This is a genomic window from Peribacillus simplex, from assembly GCF_001542915.1.
GTDB classification, from domain to species: domain Bacteria; phylum Bacillota; class Bacilli; order Bacillales; family DSM-1321; genus Peribacillus; species Peribacillus simplex_B.
This window is the reverse complement of the sequence record NZ_LNNH01000010.1, coordinates 119,039-137,074: the sequence shown is the minus strand read 5'-3', so window position 1 is coordinate 137,074 and position 18,036 is coordinate 119,039. Positions and strand designations below refer to the sequence as shown.

The following is an 18,036-nucleotide window of genomic DNA, read 5'->3' as shown; positions in this document are numbered from 1 at the left end:
AAAATAATAATTTCAATTGACATTTTTCTTTTATTTGGTAATATTTCTTTATTATTCCATTTAAATTATTCATATCATCACTGATAAATTGCCAATTTGTCATTCTATTAATAATTTAAGTGGGTAAAAAATAAAATGACTTAGGTGGTTAAATCATGTATGAGAAAATCATTAACGGTGAGCTAAATAAACTAAAAGAAAGCGGGCAATATCGCAGTTTTGTCACGTTGAATCGTATAAATGGTCAATATCCCTTAGCCAAGTTGAATGGTGACGAAAATGGTAAACCGGTAGTGGTATGGTGCAGCAATGATTATTTAGGGATGTCCCAGCACTCACTAGTAACGGATGCCATGCACGATGCAATTAAAATGTATGGGGCTGGCTCTGGTGGATCTCGTAATATAGGAGGGACACATTATCAATATGCGGAGCTGGAAAAAACGCTTGCAGAATGGCATGGGAAAGAATCGGCTCTTGTTTTCCCTACGGGTTATGGGTCAAATGATGCCACACTGCAATGTCTATTAAAGCTATTCTCAAATTGTATCGTGTTTTCGGATGAACGTAATCATGCGTCCATTATTAATGGTATTGGCAGTGCTAAAGTTGAAAAATCGATATTTAAGCATAATGATGTAGCTCACTTAGAAGGATTATTGGAAGGACAACCCCTTGATAGACCAAAGATCATTGTTTTTGAATCGGTTTACTCAATGGATGGGGATATTTCGCCGATCGAAGAGATTGTAGCCCTTGCTGAAAAGTATAACGCGATTACTTTCCTCGATGAAGTTCATGCCATTGGAATGTATGGACCCAGAGGTGCAGGGATTGCTGCAGAACTTGGCATTGCCCATAAAGTGGATATCATTCAAGGCACTATGGCCAAGGCCATTGGCGTAATAGGAGGGTATATTACTGCTTCTGTTTCAATAATCGATGCGGTTCGTTCGTTTGCATCAGGCTTCATATTCACCACGTCCCTGCCACCCGCAGTCATAGCGGCTTGTCACGCGAGTATTCAACATCTGCTATCATCGGATAAAGAGCGGATCGTACTGCAAGAGAAGACAAACACTTTAAGAGAGTATCTAACGAAGGCAGGCATTCCGATAATGGCAGCAAGCGAGACTCATATTCTTCCGGTTTTAATCGGAGATGCGAAGAAATGTAAGGAAGCAGCCAAGAGACTGCTTGAAAACCATCAGATATACTTACAACCTATCAATTCACCTACAGTAGCTGTCGGTACAGAACGCTTTAGGGTGAATGTCACACCCAATCACACTGAAGAACAGATAGCCCATTTAACCATTGCTTTAACGGAGGTTTTCACTTATTTTGATATTCCTTTCTCCAAAAGATTGGATTCAGTAAACATATGACCAACTTTATGTACATATTTTGTTTAGTAGTATGGGGGCTTAATTTTATTGCAGTAAAGATACAAGGTACACCCGTTAGTTTAGAATTATCTTTAACCTATCGTTTAAGTTTGACGGCAGTCTTATTCTTGATTCTGTTGTGCATTCTTAAACCTGCAGGTAAACCAAAGAAAAAGGATATTCCATATATTATCGTATTTGGAATATGTAATTTTGCCTTGAGCTATTTATGTCTTTATTACGCGACTATCTTAAGTTCAGCAGCCATGGTTACATTGATATTTTCATTGAAGGTTATTTTAACACCCATTGCTCTTCGGATTTTTTTGAAAGAGCCTTTGCATTTCCGTATCTTGATTGGCGGAATAATCGGTGTGCTGGCTGTGTGCATCGTTATTTACCCAAGCTTACATGACATTCATGGTTTTCAGGATATAAAAGGTATCATGATTGCCGTTCTTGGGACCATCCTGACGGCATTGGGCGATGCGAGCTCAGCTCGAAATGCCAAGAAGCAGGTGAACCCAATCTATGCTAATGTACTTGGGTTTGCAGCGGGGGGCATTCTTTTATGGGCAATCGTGTTCATTAAAGGGCAAGCTGTTAGTCTGCCGACATCCCTTTCATATTTATCTGCTTTGTTTTATTTAACGATATTCGCCTCCTTTGGGGCCTGGCTGTTCTACCTAAAGCTTGTAGATAAAATAGGTGGAGCGAAAAGCGGGTACATGGTCGCTCTTTTCCCAGCAATAGGAGGTTTGGCTTCAGTAATGATTGGTGATTCGGATCCCTCCATTTTCTTGGCTGCTGGCTGCCTTTTCAGTTGCATAGGGGCTGCGATTGCATTGGGAGTGGGCACGCGCAAGGGGAAGGTAAAGCTGAAAGAAGAAAATTCGATTCACCAATAAGGGTTTTGCTGTACCTATGCTGATGGCAATCACTTTATCGATGAAAGGCTGTTGAACAGTCTCAAAATCATGCTTATGTCGTGCCGACCATCATGAGCGGGGACTTTCGATTCGCCAATGGCTGAAGACCGTTGTAAAAAAGAAACCGCCAAGGCTTGGTGAACATCACCAATCTTGGCGGTTTTTGTGATAGGTAACGATTCAACCGTTTATGCCAAATAACCGGCGAAGTGCCTCAATGAAGTAGTTGGAGAAGAATAGGTCATCATGAGTTCCTTCTGGATTCAACTCAAATAATAGATTGGACTCCAAATAGCCTTCCTTGATGAATTCAAGGTGGGCCTTCTTCGTATAGTCGACCATATGCTTTTGTGCGGTTTCTTTATAAATGCCCTCCAATTCGCCAACATATAAATAGAGCTGATGATTCTGACGATTCACAGTTGGTTTGCTATAGCTTTTTCCTTGTCGTGCAATCTTTTCCCCCTGAAGATAGCGAAGAACATCCTCGTACCAAAAGGAAGGAGATAAGGAAATATACTGATGGAATACCTCAGGATGATAGTAGGAGGCGAAAATCGAAACGAGTCCTCCCAAGGAGCAGCCGGAAATGGCTGTATGTGAAGGCTCGGGATTCGTTGCATAATGGGCATCTATATAAGGCTTTATTTCGGTTACAACGGTATGTAAATAAGCGTGCGCCTGACCTCCAAAGTCAGTGCCTTGCGGGGCAAGCGAGGGGGCCGCCCATGGCGTATAGTCATCGTTGCGATGGATCGGGGCAATCCCGATGACGATCAGTGGTTCAATTTGACCGGAAAGAATCAAATGATCGATATAGTTTACAGCTTGCATGGCCGTTTTTCCCCCGTCATGCATATAAATCGTACGGTATTTCTTGGTTTGATCGTAACCAGAGGGCAGAATGACACATACCTCATGGTCGGCCACTTTTTTATTAAGGTATCGAATCATGCATGTGCCTCCATATTCTTCAGGTAAATAGTTGATAATGATAACCATTATCAACTATGATTATAATACACTCGCCATCATTTTGAAAGGCATTATTCAAATCATGGAGTGAAAACTTGTATCTGGTAAGCTTGATGATAATCATTCTTATCTAATTCGGTTATGAGAAAAGCCAGGAATTTGTTCTTTATGGCTTTTTTAAAATGGAAAGAGGGAGCTGAAAGGGATTGGGAGTCTTTAACTGTTAATTTGTGTCTTTGCAATTGGTCCTCATTAATTGATAAAATAATGTGTCTTGATGAAAAGATGATGAGGAGCGATATACTTACAATGGAAAGTGGGATTTTATGATCAACCTGCATCAAGTGAGTAAGAAGTTTTCACAGTTTCAGGCCATTAAGTCTGTCACTTTGACCATACCAAGAGGGGAAATTCATGGCATAATCGGGGCAAGCGGAGCAGGGAAATCAACGCTGCTGCGACTGATGAATTTGCTGGAGACCCCAGATGCGGGCGAGGTGGAGATAAACGGCCAAAGCTTGACAATATTGAACAATAAAGGACTTCGAGAGGCAAGGAAGTCGATCGGGATGATCTTTCAGCATTTTAATCTTGTCGCAAATAAAACGGTTTATGACAATGTGGCAGCTTCTTTGGAGCTGGCAAGTTATCCAAAGAAGGAACGTCGGGGCCGTGTGGCAGAGTGCCTTCGATTCGTCGGATTGGAGGGTGAGATGGAGAAATACCCTGCACAATTAAGCGGGGGGCAAAAGCAGCGGGTTGCCATTGCACGGGCATTGGCAAATAACCCGCAAGTGCTGTTATGTGATGAACCGACCTCGTCCCTTGATCCAAATACAACGGCTGAAATATTAGAGGTACTGGCGAATATAAACGAACGCTTCGGTGTGACGATTGTGATTGTCAGTCATGAACTGGATGTCATCAAAAGTATATGCAATCGTGTAACGGTCATGGCAGCTGGTGAGATACATGACACTGTCATGATCGAACCGACGGGGATTGAAAAAAGCGATAATCGTCCAGAGTACTTCATCGAACAATTAGCTGAGAAAGGCGGGATCGGCCATGCCTGAGATTTTAGTGCAATATGAGGCAGAAATCTGGCAGTCGATTGCCGCAACGATTACGATGGTTGGTGTGTCCATCTTAGCTGCAATCGTGATTGGATTGCCGGTCGGGACCTTGCTGCTTCTTTGCCGGAAGGGCCAGCTACTTGATAATCCGTGGGCTTTTTCGATTTTGAATTTATTGGTCAATATCATTCGTTCTTTTCCTTTTTTATTATTGGTCGTTTTTTTGATCCCGTTTACAAGACTCTTGATCGGCACAGCCATTGGTACGGCAGCGGCTTGCGTTCCATTGGCGATCATTGCGATTGCCCATTATTCGCGTTTGGTCGAGCAATCTTTATTGGATGTGCCGAAGGGTGTGGTCGAGGCAGCCATTTCCATGGGGGCTTCCGTGAAGGATGTCATCTTTAAATTTTTATACGTGGAGGCACGCTCAGGGCTGGTCCTTGGACTGACGACATCGATTATCAGCTTCATTTCCTATTCTACGATCATGGGAGTGGTCGGAGGCGGCGGTATCGGCGATTTCGCCATCAGGTACGGCTATCAGCAGTTTCAAACAGAGCTGATGATTTATATGATTATCATTATGATCATTCTCGTACAGCTGATCCAATTCATTGGCACAGCTGCAGCCAGAATGATCGACAAAAGATAAATAATGGAGGAAACCATCATGAAAAAAATACTCTTTCTCATGGCAGCAATGATGCTGCTTTTAGCAGGGTGCGGCAAGGCGAATGAAGAAAAAGAGAAAGAAACTGCGAAAAAAGAGGAGAAGGAAGAGGTAACATTGAAAGTGGCCTCACTCATCCCGCCGATGACGGAAATACTAGAGCTTGTTAAACCAAAACTGGCAGAGGAAGGCATTAACCTCGATATAGTCGTATTGAGTGATAATGTCCAGCCGAATACCGCACTCGCGGCAAAAGAAGTCGATGTGAACTTCTTCCAGCACGTTCCGTATATGGAGGAATTCAATCGAAACAAAAATGCCGAGCTTGTTCCAGTGAAACCGATTTACTTCGCCAATTATGGTGTATATTCCAAGAAATACGACTCCATGGATAAAATGCCGGAGGGTGCCGTCATTGCGATCGCAAATGACGTATCGAACATCGATCGGTCATTATCATTGCTGGCACAGCATAAAGTGATCACGTTGAAGGAAAAAAAGGGCCCATACTATACGATATCTGATATTACGGAAAACCCTAAAAATTATAAGTTTAAAGAAGTGGATTTATTGATGCTGGCAAGAACGTATGATGAAGCTGATGCGATCGTGATCACACCCGCTTACGCTGCACCGCTTGGTTTGACGCCAAAAAATGACGCTCTTCTCACGGAGGGTGTTGAAAATGACTTTGCAATTACCTTGGTGGCACGCAAGGATAATGTCGACTCCGAACCGGTCCAAAAGCTGGCAAAGGCGATGACAAGCCCGGAGGTACGCAAATTCTTAGAAGAAAAGTATAGCGAAACGGCCATACCGGCCTTTTGAATGTTAGGCAACGAAAGGGCCATTCCACTGGGAATGGCCCTTTTTTCTTGTTCTATCAAAGAAAATAATCGACTATAAAAAAAATTTATGTTGTATTATTTCAAGTTACATATTATGATGATTTTCGAGAATGATAATCATTATCAAATATATTTAGTCAAATTTATTCATCATACAGGAGGTGAATGTAGTAAGAAATGGCTACAAACGGAGCAAGTAAAAGTAATTACTATTATTTTGTTATTTTATTTTTAATAGGTTTGATTATGGTATCCGCCGTCTACTCGGTTTCGATAGGGCAGGTGCATATCCCTTTCAAGCAATCGATGGAGATCATGCTTCATACATTGACGAATGGCAGATGGGGTTCACTGAATGTCGAAAATGAATCCTATTTAAATATTATTTTACAAGTTCGAATGCCGCGCGTTATTTTTGCCCTGCTGATTGGTATGGGACTATCGTTGTGCGGAGCTGTGATGCAGGCCGTCGTGCAAAATCCGCTGGCTGATCCCTATATCCTGGGCATTTCATCAGGAGCTTCCCTGGGGGCAACCTTTGCCATCCTTGTCGGACTTGGAAGCGGTGCGATCCTATCGCAATTCGGAGTGGCATTCGGAGCATTTACAGGGGCCATGCTGACATCGATAGCGGTACTGGTTTTATCGAGTATCGGCGGTAAAGCAACATCAGTCAAGCTCGTCCTTTCAGGTGTTGTCATTGGTGCATTATGCAGTTCCTTCTCAAGCCTGATCATCTACTTCGCCAACAATGCGGAAGGCATTAAAACCGTCACCTTTTGGTCGATGGGAAGCCTGGCATCATCAAGCTGGGGAAAAACACCGATCCTGGCAATCATCGTATTGCTTGGTTGCGCGTTGTTCCTCTTCCAGCATCGAGTGCTGAATACGATGCTGCTAGGCGATGAATCCGCGATCACGCTAGGGATTAACTTAAGCGCCTATCGTAAATTTTACATGATCGTTACAGCCCTTATCACGGGAACGATGGTGGCATACGCAGGAATGATTGGTTTTGTAGGGTTGATCATCCCTCATATAACTCGGGGGATATTTGGTGCAGACCATAAACGATTAACGTTAGGAACCATTTTGTTGGGCGGACTGTTTTTAATTTGGGCGGACATCTTGTCAAGAACGTTGATCACCAATGTTGAACTGCCCATTGGAATCATTACATCTGTTATTGGTTCGCCATTATTCATCTACATGATTGTGAAAAAAGGCTACAATTTCGGAGGGTGAAACATGCAATTAATCGCGAAAGATATGGGAATAAAAATTGGCAAGAAGGAAATTGTGAAGGACATATCAATTCTAGTAAAGAAACAACAATTTGTTGGCTTGATCGGTCCGAACGGCTGTGGCAAATCAACTCTATTAAAAAGTATTTATAAAAGCCTATCCCCTCATAAAGGTACGGTTCTATTAGACGATATGGATGTTTTGAAAACCTCTGAAAAGAAGGTTTCACAGCAACTGGGTGTCGTGGGCCAATTCAATGAAGTGAATTTCGATCTGACGGTGCACCAAATGGTCATGCTGGGCAGAACGCCGCATAAGAAAATGCTGGAGTCCGATAAACAAGAAGATTTCATGATCGTGGAAGAATCGCTGGCACGAACCAATCTGCTTGATTACAAGGACCGCAGTTTCCTATCACTTTCCGGCGGTGAGAAGCAAAGGGTCATACTAGCAAGGACGATTGCCCAGCAGCCGAAATTCATGATATTGGATGAACCGACGAATCACTTGGATATTCGCTATCAGATCGAAATTTTATCATGTGTAAGGAATTTACAAATCGGAGTGCTTGCAGCCCTACATGACCTGGAAATGGCTGCCCATTATTGCGACTACCTTTATGCCATAAAAGATGGAGAAGTCTACGCACAGGGTACGCCTGAAGAGGTCCTGACACCTGACACAGTCGAAGCATTGTATAAAATCAAGTGCCAAACGTATATCAATCCAGTTACGAATGGATTAGGTTTTGCGTATGGCGTATAAAATAGGAGGAAGACAATTGAAAAAGAGATTATTACTAGGAGTCGGGTTGGCGGCGATGTTAACGCTGACAGCCTGCGGAACATCAACCAAGACTAGCTCTGAAGATAAACAGGAACCAAAAAGCCAATACCCATTAACCATTGAAAACTTCACTAAAGCTGAAGGCGGGACAACGTGGGAGAAAAAGGATCAAGTCTTCGATAAAGCACCTGAACGAGTCATGGCTAATACAAGACCGGCAGCAGAACTGTTATTGCATCTAGGATTAGGTGACAAAATTGTCGGTGTCGGCGCAAACTTCGGAGCGCCCGATAAAGCAGTCGAAAAAGAATACGATAAACTAAAAATGCTGAGTGACGAGTATGTAGGGAAAGAAGTTACATTAGGAACGGATCCAGATCTAGTCTACGGTCGCGGCGGTTTATTCGATAACGCTGATTGGGGAGTGGGAACAGTCGATTCACTTAATGAAATGGGCGTTAAAACGTACGTACTGAATTCATCCGTCACGGGAGGAACGTATAATTCCATCTATAAAGATATTGAAAACCTCGGTAATCTGTTTAATGTACAAGACAAGGCAGATGTTTTCATTAAAGAACTAAAGGCTAAACAAGATTCGATCACTTCCAAATTATCAAGTATTAAAGAAGAAGAAACGTTCGCTTATTTACATATGAGTGATCCGAAAGAAGTGTATGTATACGCAGCTCATGACGAAACCTTCTTTAATGACTCATTTTCAATGGTTAAGCTAAATAATATTTTCAAAGATGAAAAGGGAGAGGTTAGTGTAGAAAGGCTGATTGAAGCTGATCCGGATGTATTGATCATTCCTGATTGGAGCACCGCTGATGGAGTAAGTGCAGATAAGATTAAAGCAGCACTATATGCAAATGAAAAGCTATCCAGCATGAAAGCAATCAAAAACAAACAAATTTATGCCGTGGATTACAACTATATGTTCAGCTATAGCTACAGTACGATAGAAGGAATGGAAATGTTAGCGAAGGAAATGCATCCAGATTTGTTTAAATGATCGTTACGGATCATATCATGTTAGATTAAGATTTTAATAGGAAGTGAATGAGGGAGATTTTCGTTGAAAATAGGTTACTTTCACGGAAATCTTCTTTCTTACTTTAAAGGAGGAAATCCTGGTTGTTATGTTAAAAGACTTTTTTGCTTACTATAAGCCGTATAAATGGTTATTCATCATTGATTTTTCTTGTGCGATTTTGGCCGCCTTACTGGAGCTCGCCTTTCCCTTGGCCTTCAATAAGGTGATCGATGATTTATTGCCTACAGGTAACTGGACCTTTATCATCTGGGCGTGCATTGGTTTATTGGGCATTTATGTAGTGACGGCCTTCCTGCATTATGTCGTTACATACTGGGGGCATATGCTCGGAATCAATATCGAGACGGATATGCGCAGAAAGCTATTCAACCATGTTCAGAAATTGTCCAATCGCTTTTTTGATAATACGAAGACAGGCCACCTCGTTTCACGGATGACCAATGATTTAATGGACATAGGGGAAATTGCCCATCATGGACCTGAGGACTTGTTCATTGCCGTGATGACACTGTTTGGCGCCTTTGGTTTAATGCTCTCCATCAATTGGAAACTCGCTTTATTAACATTCATCATCATTCCATTCTTAATTAGCCTATCCATTTACTTTAGTAAAAAAATGTCACATGCCTTCAATCAAATGTTTGCGGATATTGCAGATTTCAATGCAAGAGTCGAAAACAATGTTAGCGGCATTCGTGTCGTCAAGGCATTTACGAATGAAACACACGAAATGGAAAAATTCGCAGTGAACAATGGCCGTTTTCGTAAAACAAAGCTTGTTGCCTATAAGGTCATGGCCTGGAATTTCTCTATTAGTCATATGCTGATGAAGATCATTTCATTGTTTGTCCTAGGGTGCGGAACTTGGTTCGTCATTTATGGACAAATGACGTTTGGTGAATTCATCGCATTCGTGCTGCTTTCCAATGTATTCCTGACACCGATTAACCAAATCAACTCCGTGATCGAAACCTATCCAAAGGGAATCGCAGGCTTCCGCCGTTATTTGGAATTGCTGAACACGGCACCAGATGAGCTCGATGCACCGGATGCCATCGATGTGAAGCATGTAAAAGGAGACATCACATACAAAAATGTCACATTCGGTTACGAGGGAAAAGGAAACGTCCTCAGCCATATCACTTTCAGCGTAAACAACGGCGAAACCATCGCCCTTGTCGGCCCGTCCGGAGCTGGAAAAACGACGATTTGCAGCTTGCTTCCGCGATTTTATGATATAGATTCAGGCGAGATCGAAATCGATGGCATCAACATCAAAAGCATGACTATGGAATCCCTGCGTCATCATATCGGAATCGTCCAACAAGATGTCTTTCTATTTGATGGAACGATCAGGGACAACCTTACCTATGGAAAACTGGATGCAACCGACGAGGAAATCTGGGATACAGTAAGACGCGCCCAGCTAGAAGAGATCATTCACAATATGCCTGATGGCTTGGACACATTGATCGGGGAACGCGGCGTCAAACTATCAGGAGGTCAAAAACAAAGGGTCTCCATCGCCCGCATGTTCTTGAAAAACCCGCCGATCCTCATCCTTGATGAAGCCACATCAGCCTTGGATTCCGAAACGGAAGCAGCGATCCAAAAAGCCTTGAACGAACTATCCAAAGGGAGAACCACACTCGTGATTGCCCATCGACTGGCGACGATCAAAAATGCCGATCGAATCCTCGTCATCACCGAAGAGGGAATAACCGAACAAGGAACTCATCATGAGCTGATTGAAGTCGGCGGAAAGTACAGCAAGCTTCATCAAGCACAGTTTCAATGGGTGTAATCAATCAAACCTCTGACTTTTGTCAGGGGTTTTTCATTTGTGGGGTTATCGCAGAAAACAAGCTGGAGGTTCCAAAAATGAAATTCTCTATTTCATTTTTGGAACTGACCGGTCATATGATTTTGTTATCATTATGCCAGTAAAGGAGGCGGTCGGAATATCGATCCTAACGTATCTTCTTGTTAACTTGTATATGACCGGGAAAGGCTATTATTTAGACGGACACGCTCCAGATATATTGGTTTTTGGAAGTATGGGTATTTTAGGGCTTACTGTATTAATTCAGGCGGTTTGAATGCTAGCTTTACTAGGCGAATTGTCGAGTAAGCACCTAAGATCGGCGGAAAGTACAGCAAACTTCATCAAGCACAGTTTTAATGGGTGTAATATATCAAATCTCTGACTTTTGCCAGGGGTTTTTCATTTATGGGGATCCAAGTATCGCAGAAGCAAGCTGAAAATTCCAAATGTGAAATCCCTTATTTCATTTTTGGAACTGACTGGTCATGTTATTTTGTTATCATTATGCCATTACAAATCAGTAATCGAGGGGTTGGGGGAGGCTTAAGAAGATGCTAACGGAAAGTATGAGTGTCTATTTATATGAGCCGTTTTACATATCGATTTTATTGCTGCTGCTTGGAATCGTATATATAGGTATTTTAGTATATAGTTTTACAAAAGTTACATTTACTATCCTAGGCTATGGTTTAATCGGAATATCCATATTAACGTATCTTCTTATTGGCCTGTATATGACCGGAAAAGAATATTATTTAGATAAGGATGCTCCAGACATATTGATTTTTGGAAGTTTCGATTTTTTAGAGCTTACTTTATTAACCTATCCTTATATATTTCTTACCTTGGCGGCGGTTCTCGGTAAAAAAGGCGAGTAATTAAATCTTAGCAAATTAAAAGAAGTATCAAAGAACTCCATGTTCTTGATACTTCTTTTTTCTTATTCATGGCGTTCGTAAGCTTTCTCCTACGCTGCCTTCTTTTGTTGTTTTTGGTCCAAGCGATAACTTAGGAACGTTAGCAGACTTGCACAAATGGCAACGAGCCCACCGACCCATGTCACATTCAGTAAACTTCCCTGATGATATACGACTCCGCCGAGTGCGGAACCAAAGGCGATACCGACATTGCTTGCGACTGGCATCAGGGAAGCGGCCAGCCCCGTAGCTTTTGGCTGATAAATGCCGGCAAGGTCTATCAAATAAAGCTGGGTGGAGGTTGTTAAAAGGATGGCCATCAATGACATCAACCCAATATTAATCAACCCAATGATCAAACTATTTGTGGTCCAATATAAACCGATCAGAACGACTGCCTGCACGAGGAACACGAACCGGAGGCGTCCGATTGCATTGTGGCTGGCAATTTTCCCTGCGATTATGTTGCTGAAAATGGAAATGAATCCGTAGCCGAACAGTATCAAACTGATTGAACTGCTTGGTGCTTCCATTCCTTTCAGGATCGGAACAAGATACGTATAAACGGCATACGTCGCGCCAAAACCAAGAGATGGAATGAAAAAAGCCATCAAGATTCGCGGATGTGTCAGCAAAGCAAATTGCTCACGCATTGAACTGCGAACGGTACTGTGCATAACAGGCAATACGAAGAAAGCTGCCAAAAACGCAATAGCTCCGAGAAAAGTCGTTAACAGGAAGGAGGCATTCCAATTGTACCAATCAGCAATGACCGTGCCTATCGGTACCCCAATCACGTTTGCGAGCGTAAAACCGCCAAAAACGAATGATATCGCCAGTCCGCGTTTAGCAATCGGCATGGTTTCACTGGCAACAGTCATCGCAAGCGAAATCAACACGCCTGTTACGATCGCCGTCAGCATCCGAAGGGCAAGGAGCATGGTGTAGCTCGACGAAAACACGCACAAAGCATTCAGGACGATGAACGAACCGATCAGAAACAACATCCATTTACGCTTTGGAAAATGACTTGTTGCCGACATCACGAGTGGTGTAGCAATGGCAAACGTAAGCGCAAACGCAGAAACGAGTGTACCTGCTTTGGCATTGGTGATATGGAGACTCGAGGAAATATCGGTCAAGATCCCGACGATGACAAATTCGCTTGTCCCGAGAACGAAGGTTAATAAAGTAAGTGTTAAGATGAGCAACCAATGTCGCTTCGTTAATTCTGTGGTGTGCATAAAAACCTCTTTTCTTAGCTGAATGTAAATGTGTGTCACAGAGCAGATAAACAATTTACCTATCATACCACAAAACATTTTTACGTGGAAAACCCTCGCTTAGTTAGCTTGGGTTATTTCTTGGTAAAAATTCATTATTTTACTGTAACTTGTGAGGATTAAAAGGGAGAATCCCGTGATTATTCAAGAAATCCCCTTCATTTCTTGAATAAATGAAGAAACTCTTCTAAACTATATTTAATCCACAATTTAACAGTAGATATAATCCATACATACGAACGAAATCCAGTTAGTAGAAAAGCAGTTGAAAGGACTTTCCACTATGTCGCTGATTTACGAATCTCAAACACTTGTATCTGCCATGCAAACGCGTGTCGGACAATATAAGGACCTGAAAGAACAGCTTACGGAATTGAAAAAAGGATTTCAAAGCATCGTCCATTTGGATAATGAGCTGCAAGGGCAAGGCGCGGAGGCCATCAAAGGGTTTTACCAAGCGCAGATCGATGTCGCCGATGCCTGGTTGCGCCTGATCGAGCGGCAAATTGCCTTCTTTAGTGGCATTCAAGGCGATGCAATCGAAGCGAACTTGAACGAAACCGTGGTCACGGTCCCTTTTTTAGAAGGAGAACTGGAAAACGCCAATCGCCATGCCAAGGAAATGGTCACGGCCCAGAAAAATGACCTAAAAAAAATATTCGCCGAAATTGATGATATCATTCAGCTGCAGCCCTTTTCCGATGACCCGTTCTTTGACAACATCGAAAAAGCCGAAACGAAACGGAACGAAACGATCCACAAAGTAAACGAAATCGATCATAAATGGACCTCTGAATATGCCAAATCCGAAGCGGACCAAGCAGCATTAACGGCACTCATGGAGCAACTGGAAGCATCCAGCACAAGGGGAGGACAAGTATCACCGCTCTATTTTAATGCTGCAGCCTACAAAAATAGCGAAGCCTATAAAAACCTGGACGTAAGGAAAAAAGAAACCGCACAATATCTCCAGGTGAAGCAAGCGGAAGCGGAGAATCGCCGAATCAAAGACCTGAAGGCCCAGCTCGATCGTGTCACAGATCCAGACGAGTACCTCAAAATCGCCAAGCAAATCGGCTACGAAAACCTAGCACCCACCCAGCAGCAGCTGGTCATGCAGCTAGAAAACGCCAAACAAACCGCAGACATCGCCAAAGGAATCGGCGTTGGCCTGTTTGACGTCGGAAAAGACTTCGTCACAGGCATTTATGACCTCGTCACAGACCCAGGGCAAGCCGTCGAAGGCGTAGCAAACTCGATCCTGCACCCGATTCAAACCTATACATATATCTCCAAAGCCATCTCGGATTCATACGAACGAGACATGGTAAACGGCGACGCCTACTCCCGCTCCCACTGGGTCACCTACGCCCTCGGAACCGTCGTCACGACAGTGGTCGGAACAAAAGGAGCGGGTGCTGTAGCAAAAACAGGTGTAGCCACAACAAAAGCCGCTGCAGTAAAAGGCGCAACGAAGGCAAAAGAACTCGCCACCATCCCTAACCTATTGCCATACAACCCAAAAAACCAACTGTCGATGGCAGGTGGGGTGCCTTATAATGTGGTTGATGGGGTTGGGTTGAAGGATCAGTTAATTTCTATGGCGAGAGTGGAGTCGGAGGTTGGTGGTAGGGGTAAATCAGTAAGTGATTATCTTGATGATATAGGCGAAGCGGGTAACATCAATGCCATTAAGATGAATAAGCTTAAAAATGCTATTCAAAATAACACTTTTAGTGTAGATGAACTCTCTGAGATTAATAAAAAGATGTCTGATTTAGGAATTACCAAAGAATATAATGAGGCATTAATTAAAATTGATTTTGGTAAGTATCTGAGAGGATTAATTGGTGCCCCACCTGATGCTATGGTAAATCCACATGCACATCATATATTATTTAAAAAAGGTCTAGGCCAGAAGCAGCAAGAAATGGTTCTAGAAGGTCAGGAAATATTAAGAAGTTATGGTGTGGATCCAATAATTGGGAAAGAAAACCTTGTTTGGGCACCAAATGCCGTAATAGGACAACATAGTCTTGATGCTTTAGAGGAAGTAGTGAATCGGTTAAGAGCTGTTGAAGCAATGGACGGTGACTTTGATGATATTGTTGAAGCTCTTGAAGATCTAGGAGACATAGCTAGTACAAGATAGTAGAAATACAGGAGGTAATGTTATGGATGTAAAAAGTTTAAATAAAACAATAAGAAATGCTATTAAGCTTGGTGATATTAATGAAGTAAAGTGTTTAATAGGCGATAATCCAGAATCTCTACATACAATGACGCCATTTGGTACGTGGTTACATGTTGCAGCAAAAAAAGGACATTTAGGAATAGTAGAGTATTTAATCCATAAAGGAATCGATGTTAATACAAAAGGTGATATATTTGATGCTTCTCCTTTAAGAGTGGCTGCAGGTGCGGGGCATTTGGAGATAGTAAAGTATTTAATAGAAGCAAGCGCAGAATTAGATGTAAGCTTAGCAAAAAGAAACCCATTATTTGGAGCAATTTATGGTGGGCATAAAGAAGTTGTGGAGTTTCTAGTTGAAAATGGAATAGATATTTCAATTAGATATACGGGAGAGAGTATTAAGAATATGGATGCATATGAATATGCTAGAGAATTTGGGCAAACAGAAATTGCTGATTATTTAAAGCAGAGGATGGATGAAAAAGAATAAAAGGGTCATACTGTTACTATGAAACTTACAAATTTTAATACTACCTAAAAACGGGTGAATTTAGAGTATATTAGAATTGTAGAGACAACAACAGGATTAAAAATTCATAAAGTGCAAATGGAACAATTAATATACGCACTGCTAAAAATTCCCTAATGAACATCAGACAGGCATTCATTGTAAAGGATCTCCATCAAATAAATGTTTCCAAGGAGGTAATTGATGGTGGCTAAATTTGTTTATATTAAAAATAGTAATCATAAGTTTTTTCCATTAAAAGAAAAAGACCTTATAAAAGCAGAGGAAAGAATCGGATTTAAATTTCCCCCTGAACTAAGGGAGTTTTACCTAGAAGTTGGTTATGGTTTTTTAAAAGGCAATAATGAGAATTCAATAAGTAGATTAATGAATCCTGTTACTATTGCAGATATTACACTAAGGGAAGGTATCTATGAGTATGACCCTGACTTAGAGTGGATATATGAAGAAGCAGACAAACTTGTTTTTTATGAAGTAAACGAGGGTGTATATTTAACACTTGATTTAAATGATACTCAAAGGTCCTCTGTACACTTCTTTGACAATAAAATAGCTGATTCATTAGAGAGTTTTATAAAAAAAGTTGATGAAGACAATGAATATTTTTTGATATGATGGAGAAAAAAATTATCCTTGATTGGCAAATTGCCTTTCAAGGTTCCCTTTTTTGTAGTGCTTCCCAGTGAACCGTTTATTATTTTAACTCTACTACTGAGTATCAATTTCTAACACTGTCATCCGGTTCTTGATAGAATAACTTATAAAGTCATTGTAAGCATTAAACCCGCAAGTGTTTGCCTGTCGGGACCTTGCTACTTCTTTCTAGGAAGGGTCATTTGCTTGAAAATTCGTTGGCTTTCTTGATTTTAAATTCACTTGTGAATATTTGGATTCCGAGCCAGTCCAAAAGTTGGCCAAGGCCATGACAAGCCCGGAGGTAAGCAAATTTTCAGAAGAGAAATATAGTGAAACGGCCATACCGGCCTTTTAAATTTGATACAAAGAAAGGGTTATTCCTTCAACAGGAATAGCCCTTTTTTCGTGTTTTTAACTTTGCCAATTTTGTGGCTCCTGGACAGCATATCTTTGTTCGATATTACAAAGCTTAAGGAAATACTCTATTATCCTACCTTCTTTATATTAATAAATCCGTTTAGTAAAAAGTACCCTCAATTCTTGAATAAATGAAGAAACTCTTCTAAAATATATTTAGTCCATAATTTTACAGTGAATAAAAATATTATATAGAAATGAATAAGAAAAGAAGTTGAAAGGACTTTCCATTATGTCGCTGATTTATGAATCTCAAACACTTGTATCTGCCATGCAAAAGCGTGCAGGACAATATAAGGACATGAAAGTACAGCTTACGGAATTGAAAAAAGGATTTCAAAGTATCGTCAATTTGGATAATGAGCTGCAGGGGGAGGGCGCGGATGCCATCAAAGGGTTTTACCAAGCGCAGATCGATGTCGCCGATGCCTGGCTGCGCCTGATCGAGCGGCAAATTGCCTTCTTTAGTGGCATTCAAGGCGATGCAATCGAAGCGAACCTGAACGAAACCGTGGTCACGGTTCCTTTTTTAGAAGGAGAACTGGAAAACGCCAATCGCAATGCCAAGGAAATGGTCACAGCCCAAAAAAATGACCTAAAAAAAATCTTTTCAGAAATTGATGACATCATTCAATTACAGCCCTTTTCCGATGATGCGTTCTTTGAAAATATCGAGAAAGCTGAAACAAAACGGACCCAAACGATAGACAAAGTAAACGAAATCGATCATAAATGGACGACTGAATATGCCAAATCCGAACAAGAACAAGCATCATTAACGGCACTCATGGAACAACTGGAAGCATCCAGCACAAGGGGAGGAGTAGTATCCCCGCTCTATTTTAATGCGATAGCTTATAAAAATAGCGAAGCCTATAAAAACCTGGAAGTAAGGAAGAAAGAAACCGCGGAATACCTAAATGTTAAGAAAGAGGAAGCGGAGTATCGCCGAATCAAAGACTTGAAGGCCCAGCTCGATCATGTAACAGATCCAGATGAGTTTCTCAAAATCGCCAAGCAGATCGGGTATGAAAACTTAGAGCCCACCCAGCAACAGCTGGTCATGCAGCTAGAAAATGCCAAACAAACCGCAGACTTTGCAAAAGGAATCGGCGTAGGCCTGTATGATGTAGGAAAAGACTTCGTCACAGGAATTTGGGACCTCGTCACAGACCCAGGGCAAGCCGTCGAAGGCGTAGCAAACTCGATCCTGCACCCGATTCAAACCTATACATATATCTCCAAAGCCATATCA

Annotated in this window: 17 protein-coding genes and 1 pseudogene; 16 read left to right on the top strand and 2 right to left on the bottom strand. The window is 41.7% G+C overall.

What is annotated here, in order from left to right:
• Positions 1–155: 155 nt before the first annotated feature.
• Both hemA and AS888_RS03295 read left to right on the top strand, forming a co-directional pair.
• Positions 156–1,388 (top strand): 5-aminolevulinate synthase, encoded by a 1,233-nt coding sequence (gene hemA / locus AS888_RS03300; RefSeq protein WP_061140769.1) that lies wholly within the window; start codon positions 156–158, stop codon positions 1,386–1,388.
• Positions 1,385–2,296: a DMT family transporter gene (locus AS888_RS03295; RefSeq protein WP_061140768.1), complete on the top strand. Its 912-nt coding sequence runs from the start codon at positions 1,385–1,387 to the stop codon at positions 2,294–2,296. The genes hemA and AS888_RS03295 overlap by 4 nt, the downstream gene beginning before the upstream one ends.
• Before the next feature lie 201 nt (positions 2,297–2,497).
• On the opposite strand, the gene AS888_RS03290 is transcribed toward AS888_RS03295, so the two are convergent.
• On the bottom strand, positions 2,498–3,319 hold the full coding sequence (locus tag AS888_RS03290; protein ID WP_221408556.1) for an alpha/beta hydrolase: 822 nt from the start codon (positions 3,317–3,319) through the stop codon (positions 2,498–2,500).
• A gap of 299 nt (positions 3,320–3,618) precedes the next feature.
• Here AS888_RS03290 and AS888_RS03285 point away from each other — a divergent pair, with 299 nt between their 5' ends.
• The 9 genes from AS888_RS03285 to AS888_RS03245 all read left to right on the top strand — a co-directional run bounded on the left by AS888_RS03285 (position 3,619) and on the right by AS888_RS03245 (position 11,683).
• On the top strand, positions 3,619–4,368 hold the full coding sequence (locus AS888_RS03285) for a methionine ABC transporter ATP-binding protein (protein WP_061140766.1): 750 nt from the start codon (positions 3,619–3,621) through the stop codon (positions 4,366–4,368).
• Entirely contained in the window at positions 4,361–5,023 is a 663-nt protein-coding gene (locus tag AS888_RS03280; protein WP_061140765.1) for a methionine ABC transporter permease, read from the top strand. The genes AS888_RS03285 and AS888_RS03280 overlap by 8 nt, the downstream gene beginning before the upstream one ends.
• 18 nt (positions 5,024–5,041) lie before the next feature.
• Positions 5,042–5,869, top strand: coding sequence for a MetQ/NlpA family ABC transporter substrate-binding protein (locus AS888_RS03275; protein WP_061140764.1), 828 nt, complete (start codon positions 5,042–5,044; stop codon positions 5,867–5,869).
• Between the two features lie 197 nt (positions 5,870–6,066).
• Positions 6,067–7,134: a FecCD family ABC transporter permease gene (locus AS888_RS03270; RefSeq protein ID WP_061140763.1), complete on the top strand. Its 1,068-nt coding sequence runs from the start codon at positions 6,067–6,069 to the stop codon at positions 7,132–7,134.
• Between the two features lie 3 nt (positions 7,135–7,137).
• A complete protein-coding gene (locus AS888_RS03265) occupies positions 7,138–7,899 on the top strand; it encodes an ABC transporter ATP-binding protein (protein WP_061140762.1) in 762 nt (253 codons plus the stop codon).
• Between the two features lie 16 nt (positions 7,900–7,915).
• A complete protein-coding gene (locus tag AS888_RS03260; RefSeq protein WP_061140761.1) occupies positions 7,916–8,938 on the top strand; it encodes an ABC transporter substrate-binding protein in 1,023 nt (340 codons plus the stop codon).
• Between the two features lie 127 nt (positions 8,939–9,065).
• Positions 9,066–10,784, top strand: a complete 1,719-nt coding sequence (locus AS888_RS03255) for an ABC transporter ATP-binding protein (protein WP_061140760.1) — start codon at positions 9,066–9,068, stop codon at positions 10,782–10,784.
• 37 nt (positions 10,785–10,821) lie between these two features.
• Positions 10,822–11,079 carry a hypothetical protein gene (locus AS888_RS03250; RefSeq protein ID WP_061140759.1) on the top strand — a complete coding sequence of 86 codons (258 nt, stop codon included), beginning with the start codon at positions 10,822–10,824 and terminating at the stop codon, positions 11,077–11,079.
• Between the two features lie 277 nt (positions 11,080–11,356).
• The gene (locus AS888_RS03245; RefSeq protein ID WP_061140758.1) at positions 11,357–11,683 is read left to right on the top strand and encodes a hypothetical protein; all 327 of its coding nucleotides are present in this window, start codon (positions 11,357–11,359) and stop codon (positions 11,681–11,683) included.
• 89 nt (positions 11,684–11,772) lie between these two features.
• Here the strand turns inward: AS888_RS03245 and AS888_RS03240 are convergent, their stop codons facing one another.
• The gene (locus AS888_RS03240; protein WP_061140757.1) at positions 11,773–12,966 is read right to left on the bottom strand and encodes an MFS transporter; all 1,194 of its coding nucleotides are present in this window, start codon (positions 12,964–12,966) and stop codon (positions 11,773–11,775) included.
• A gap of 322 nt (positions 12,967–13,288) precedes the next feature.
• On the opposite strand from AS888_RS03240, the gene AS888_RS03235 reads away from it, so the two are divergent.
• The 5 genes and pseudogenes from AS888_RS03235 to AS888_RS26280 all read left to right on the top strand — a co-directional run.
• Positions 13,289–15,157, top strand: coding sequence for a T7SS effector LXG polymorphic toxin (locus AS888_RS03235; protein WP_061140756.1), 1,869 nt, complete (start codon positions 13,289–13,291; stop codon positions 15,155–15,157).
• Between the two features lie 22 nt (positions 15,158–15,179).
• Entirely contained in the window at positions 15,180–15,689 is a 510-nt protein-coding gene (locus AS888_RS03230; protein ID WP_061140755.1) for an ankyrin repeat domain-containing protein, read from the top strand.
• A 225-nt stretch (positions 15,690–15,914) separates the two neighbouring features.
• Positions 15,915–16,343, top strand: a complete 429-nt coding sequence (locus AS888_RS03225) for an SMI1/KNR4 family protein (RefSeq protein WP_061141042.1) — start codon at positions 15,915–15,917, stop codon at positions 16,341–16,343.
• Positions 16,344–16,614: 271 nt separating this feature from the next.
• A pseudogene (locus tag AS888_RS26655) lies at positions 16,615–16,719 on the top strand (MetQ/NlpA family ABC transporter substrate-binding protein); the annotation flags it as partial.
• Positions 16,720–17,013: 294 nt separating this feature from the next.
• Positions 17,014–18,036, top strand: a 1,023-nt coding sequence (locus AS888_RS26280; protein ID WP_260320098.1) for a T7SS effector LXG polymorphic toxin, incomplete at its 3' end; no start/stop codon positions are given.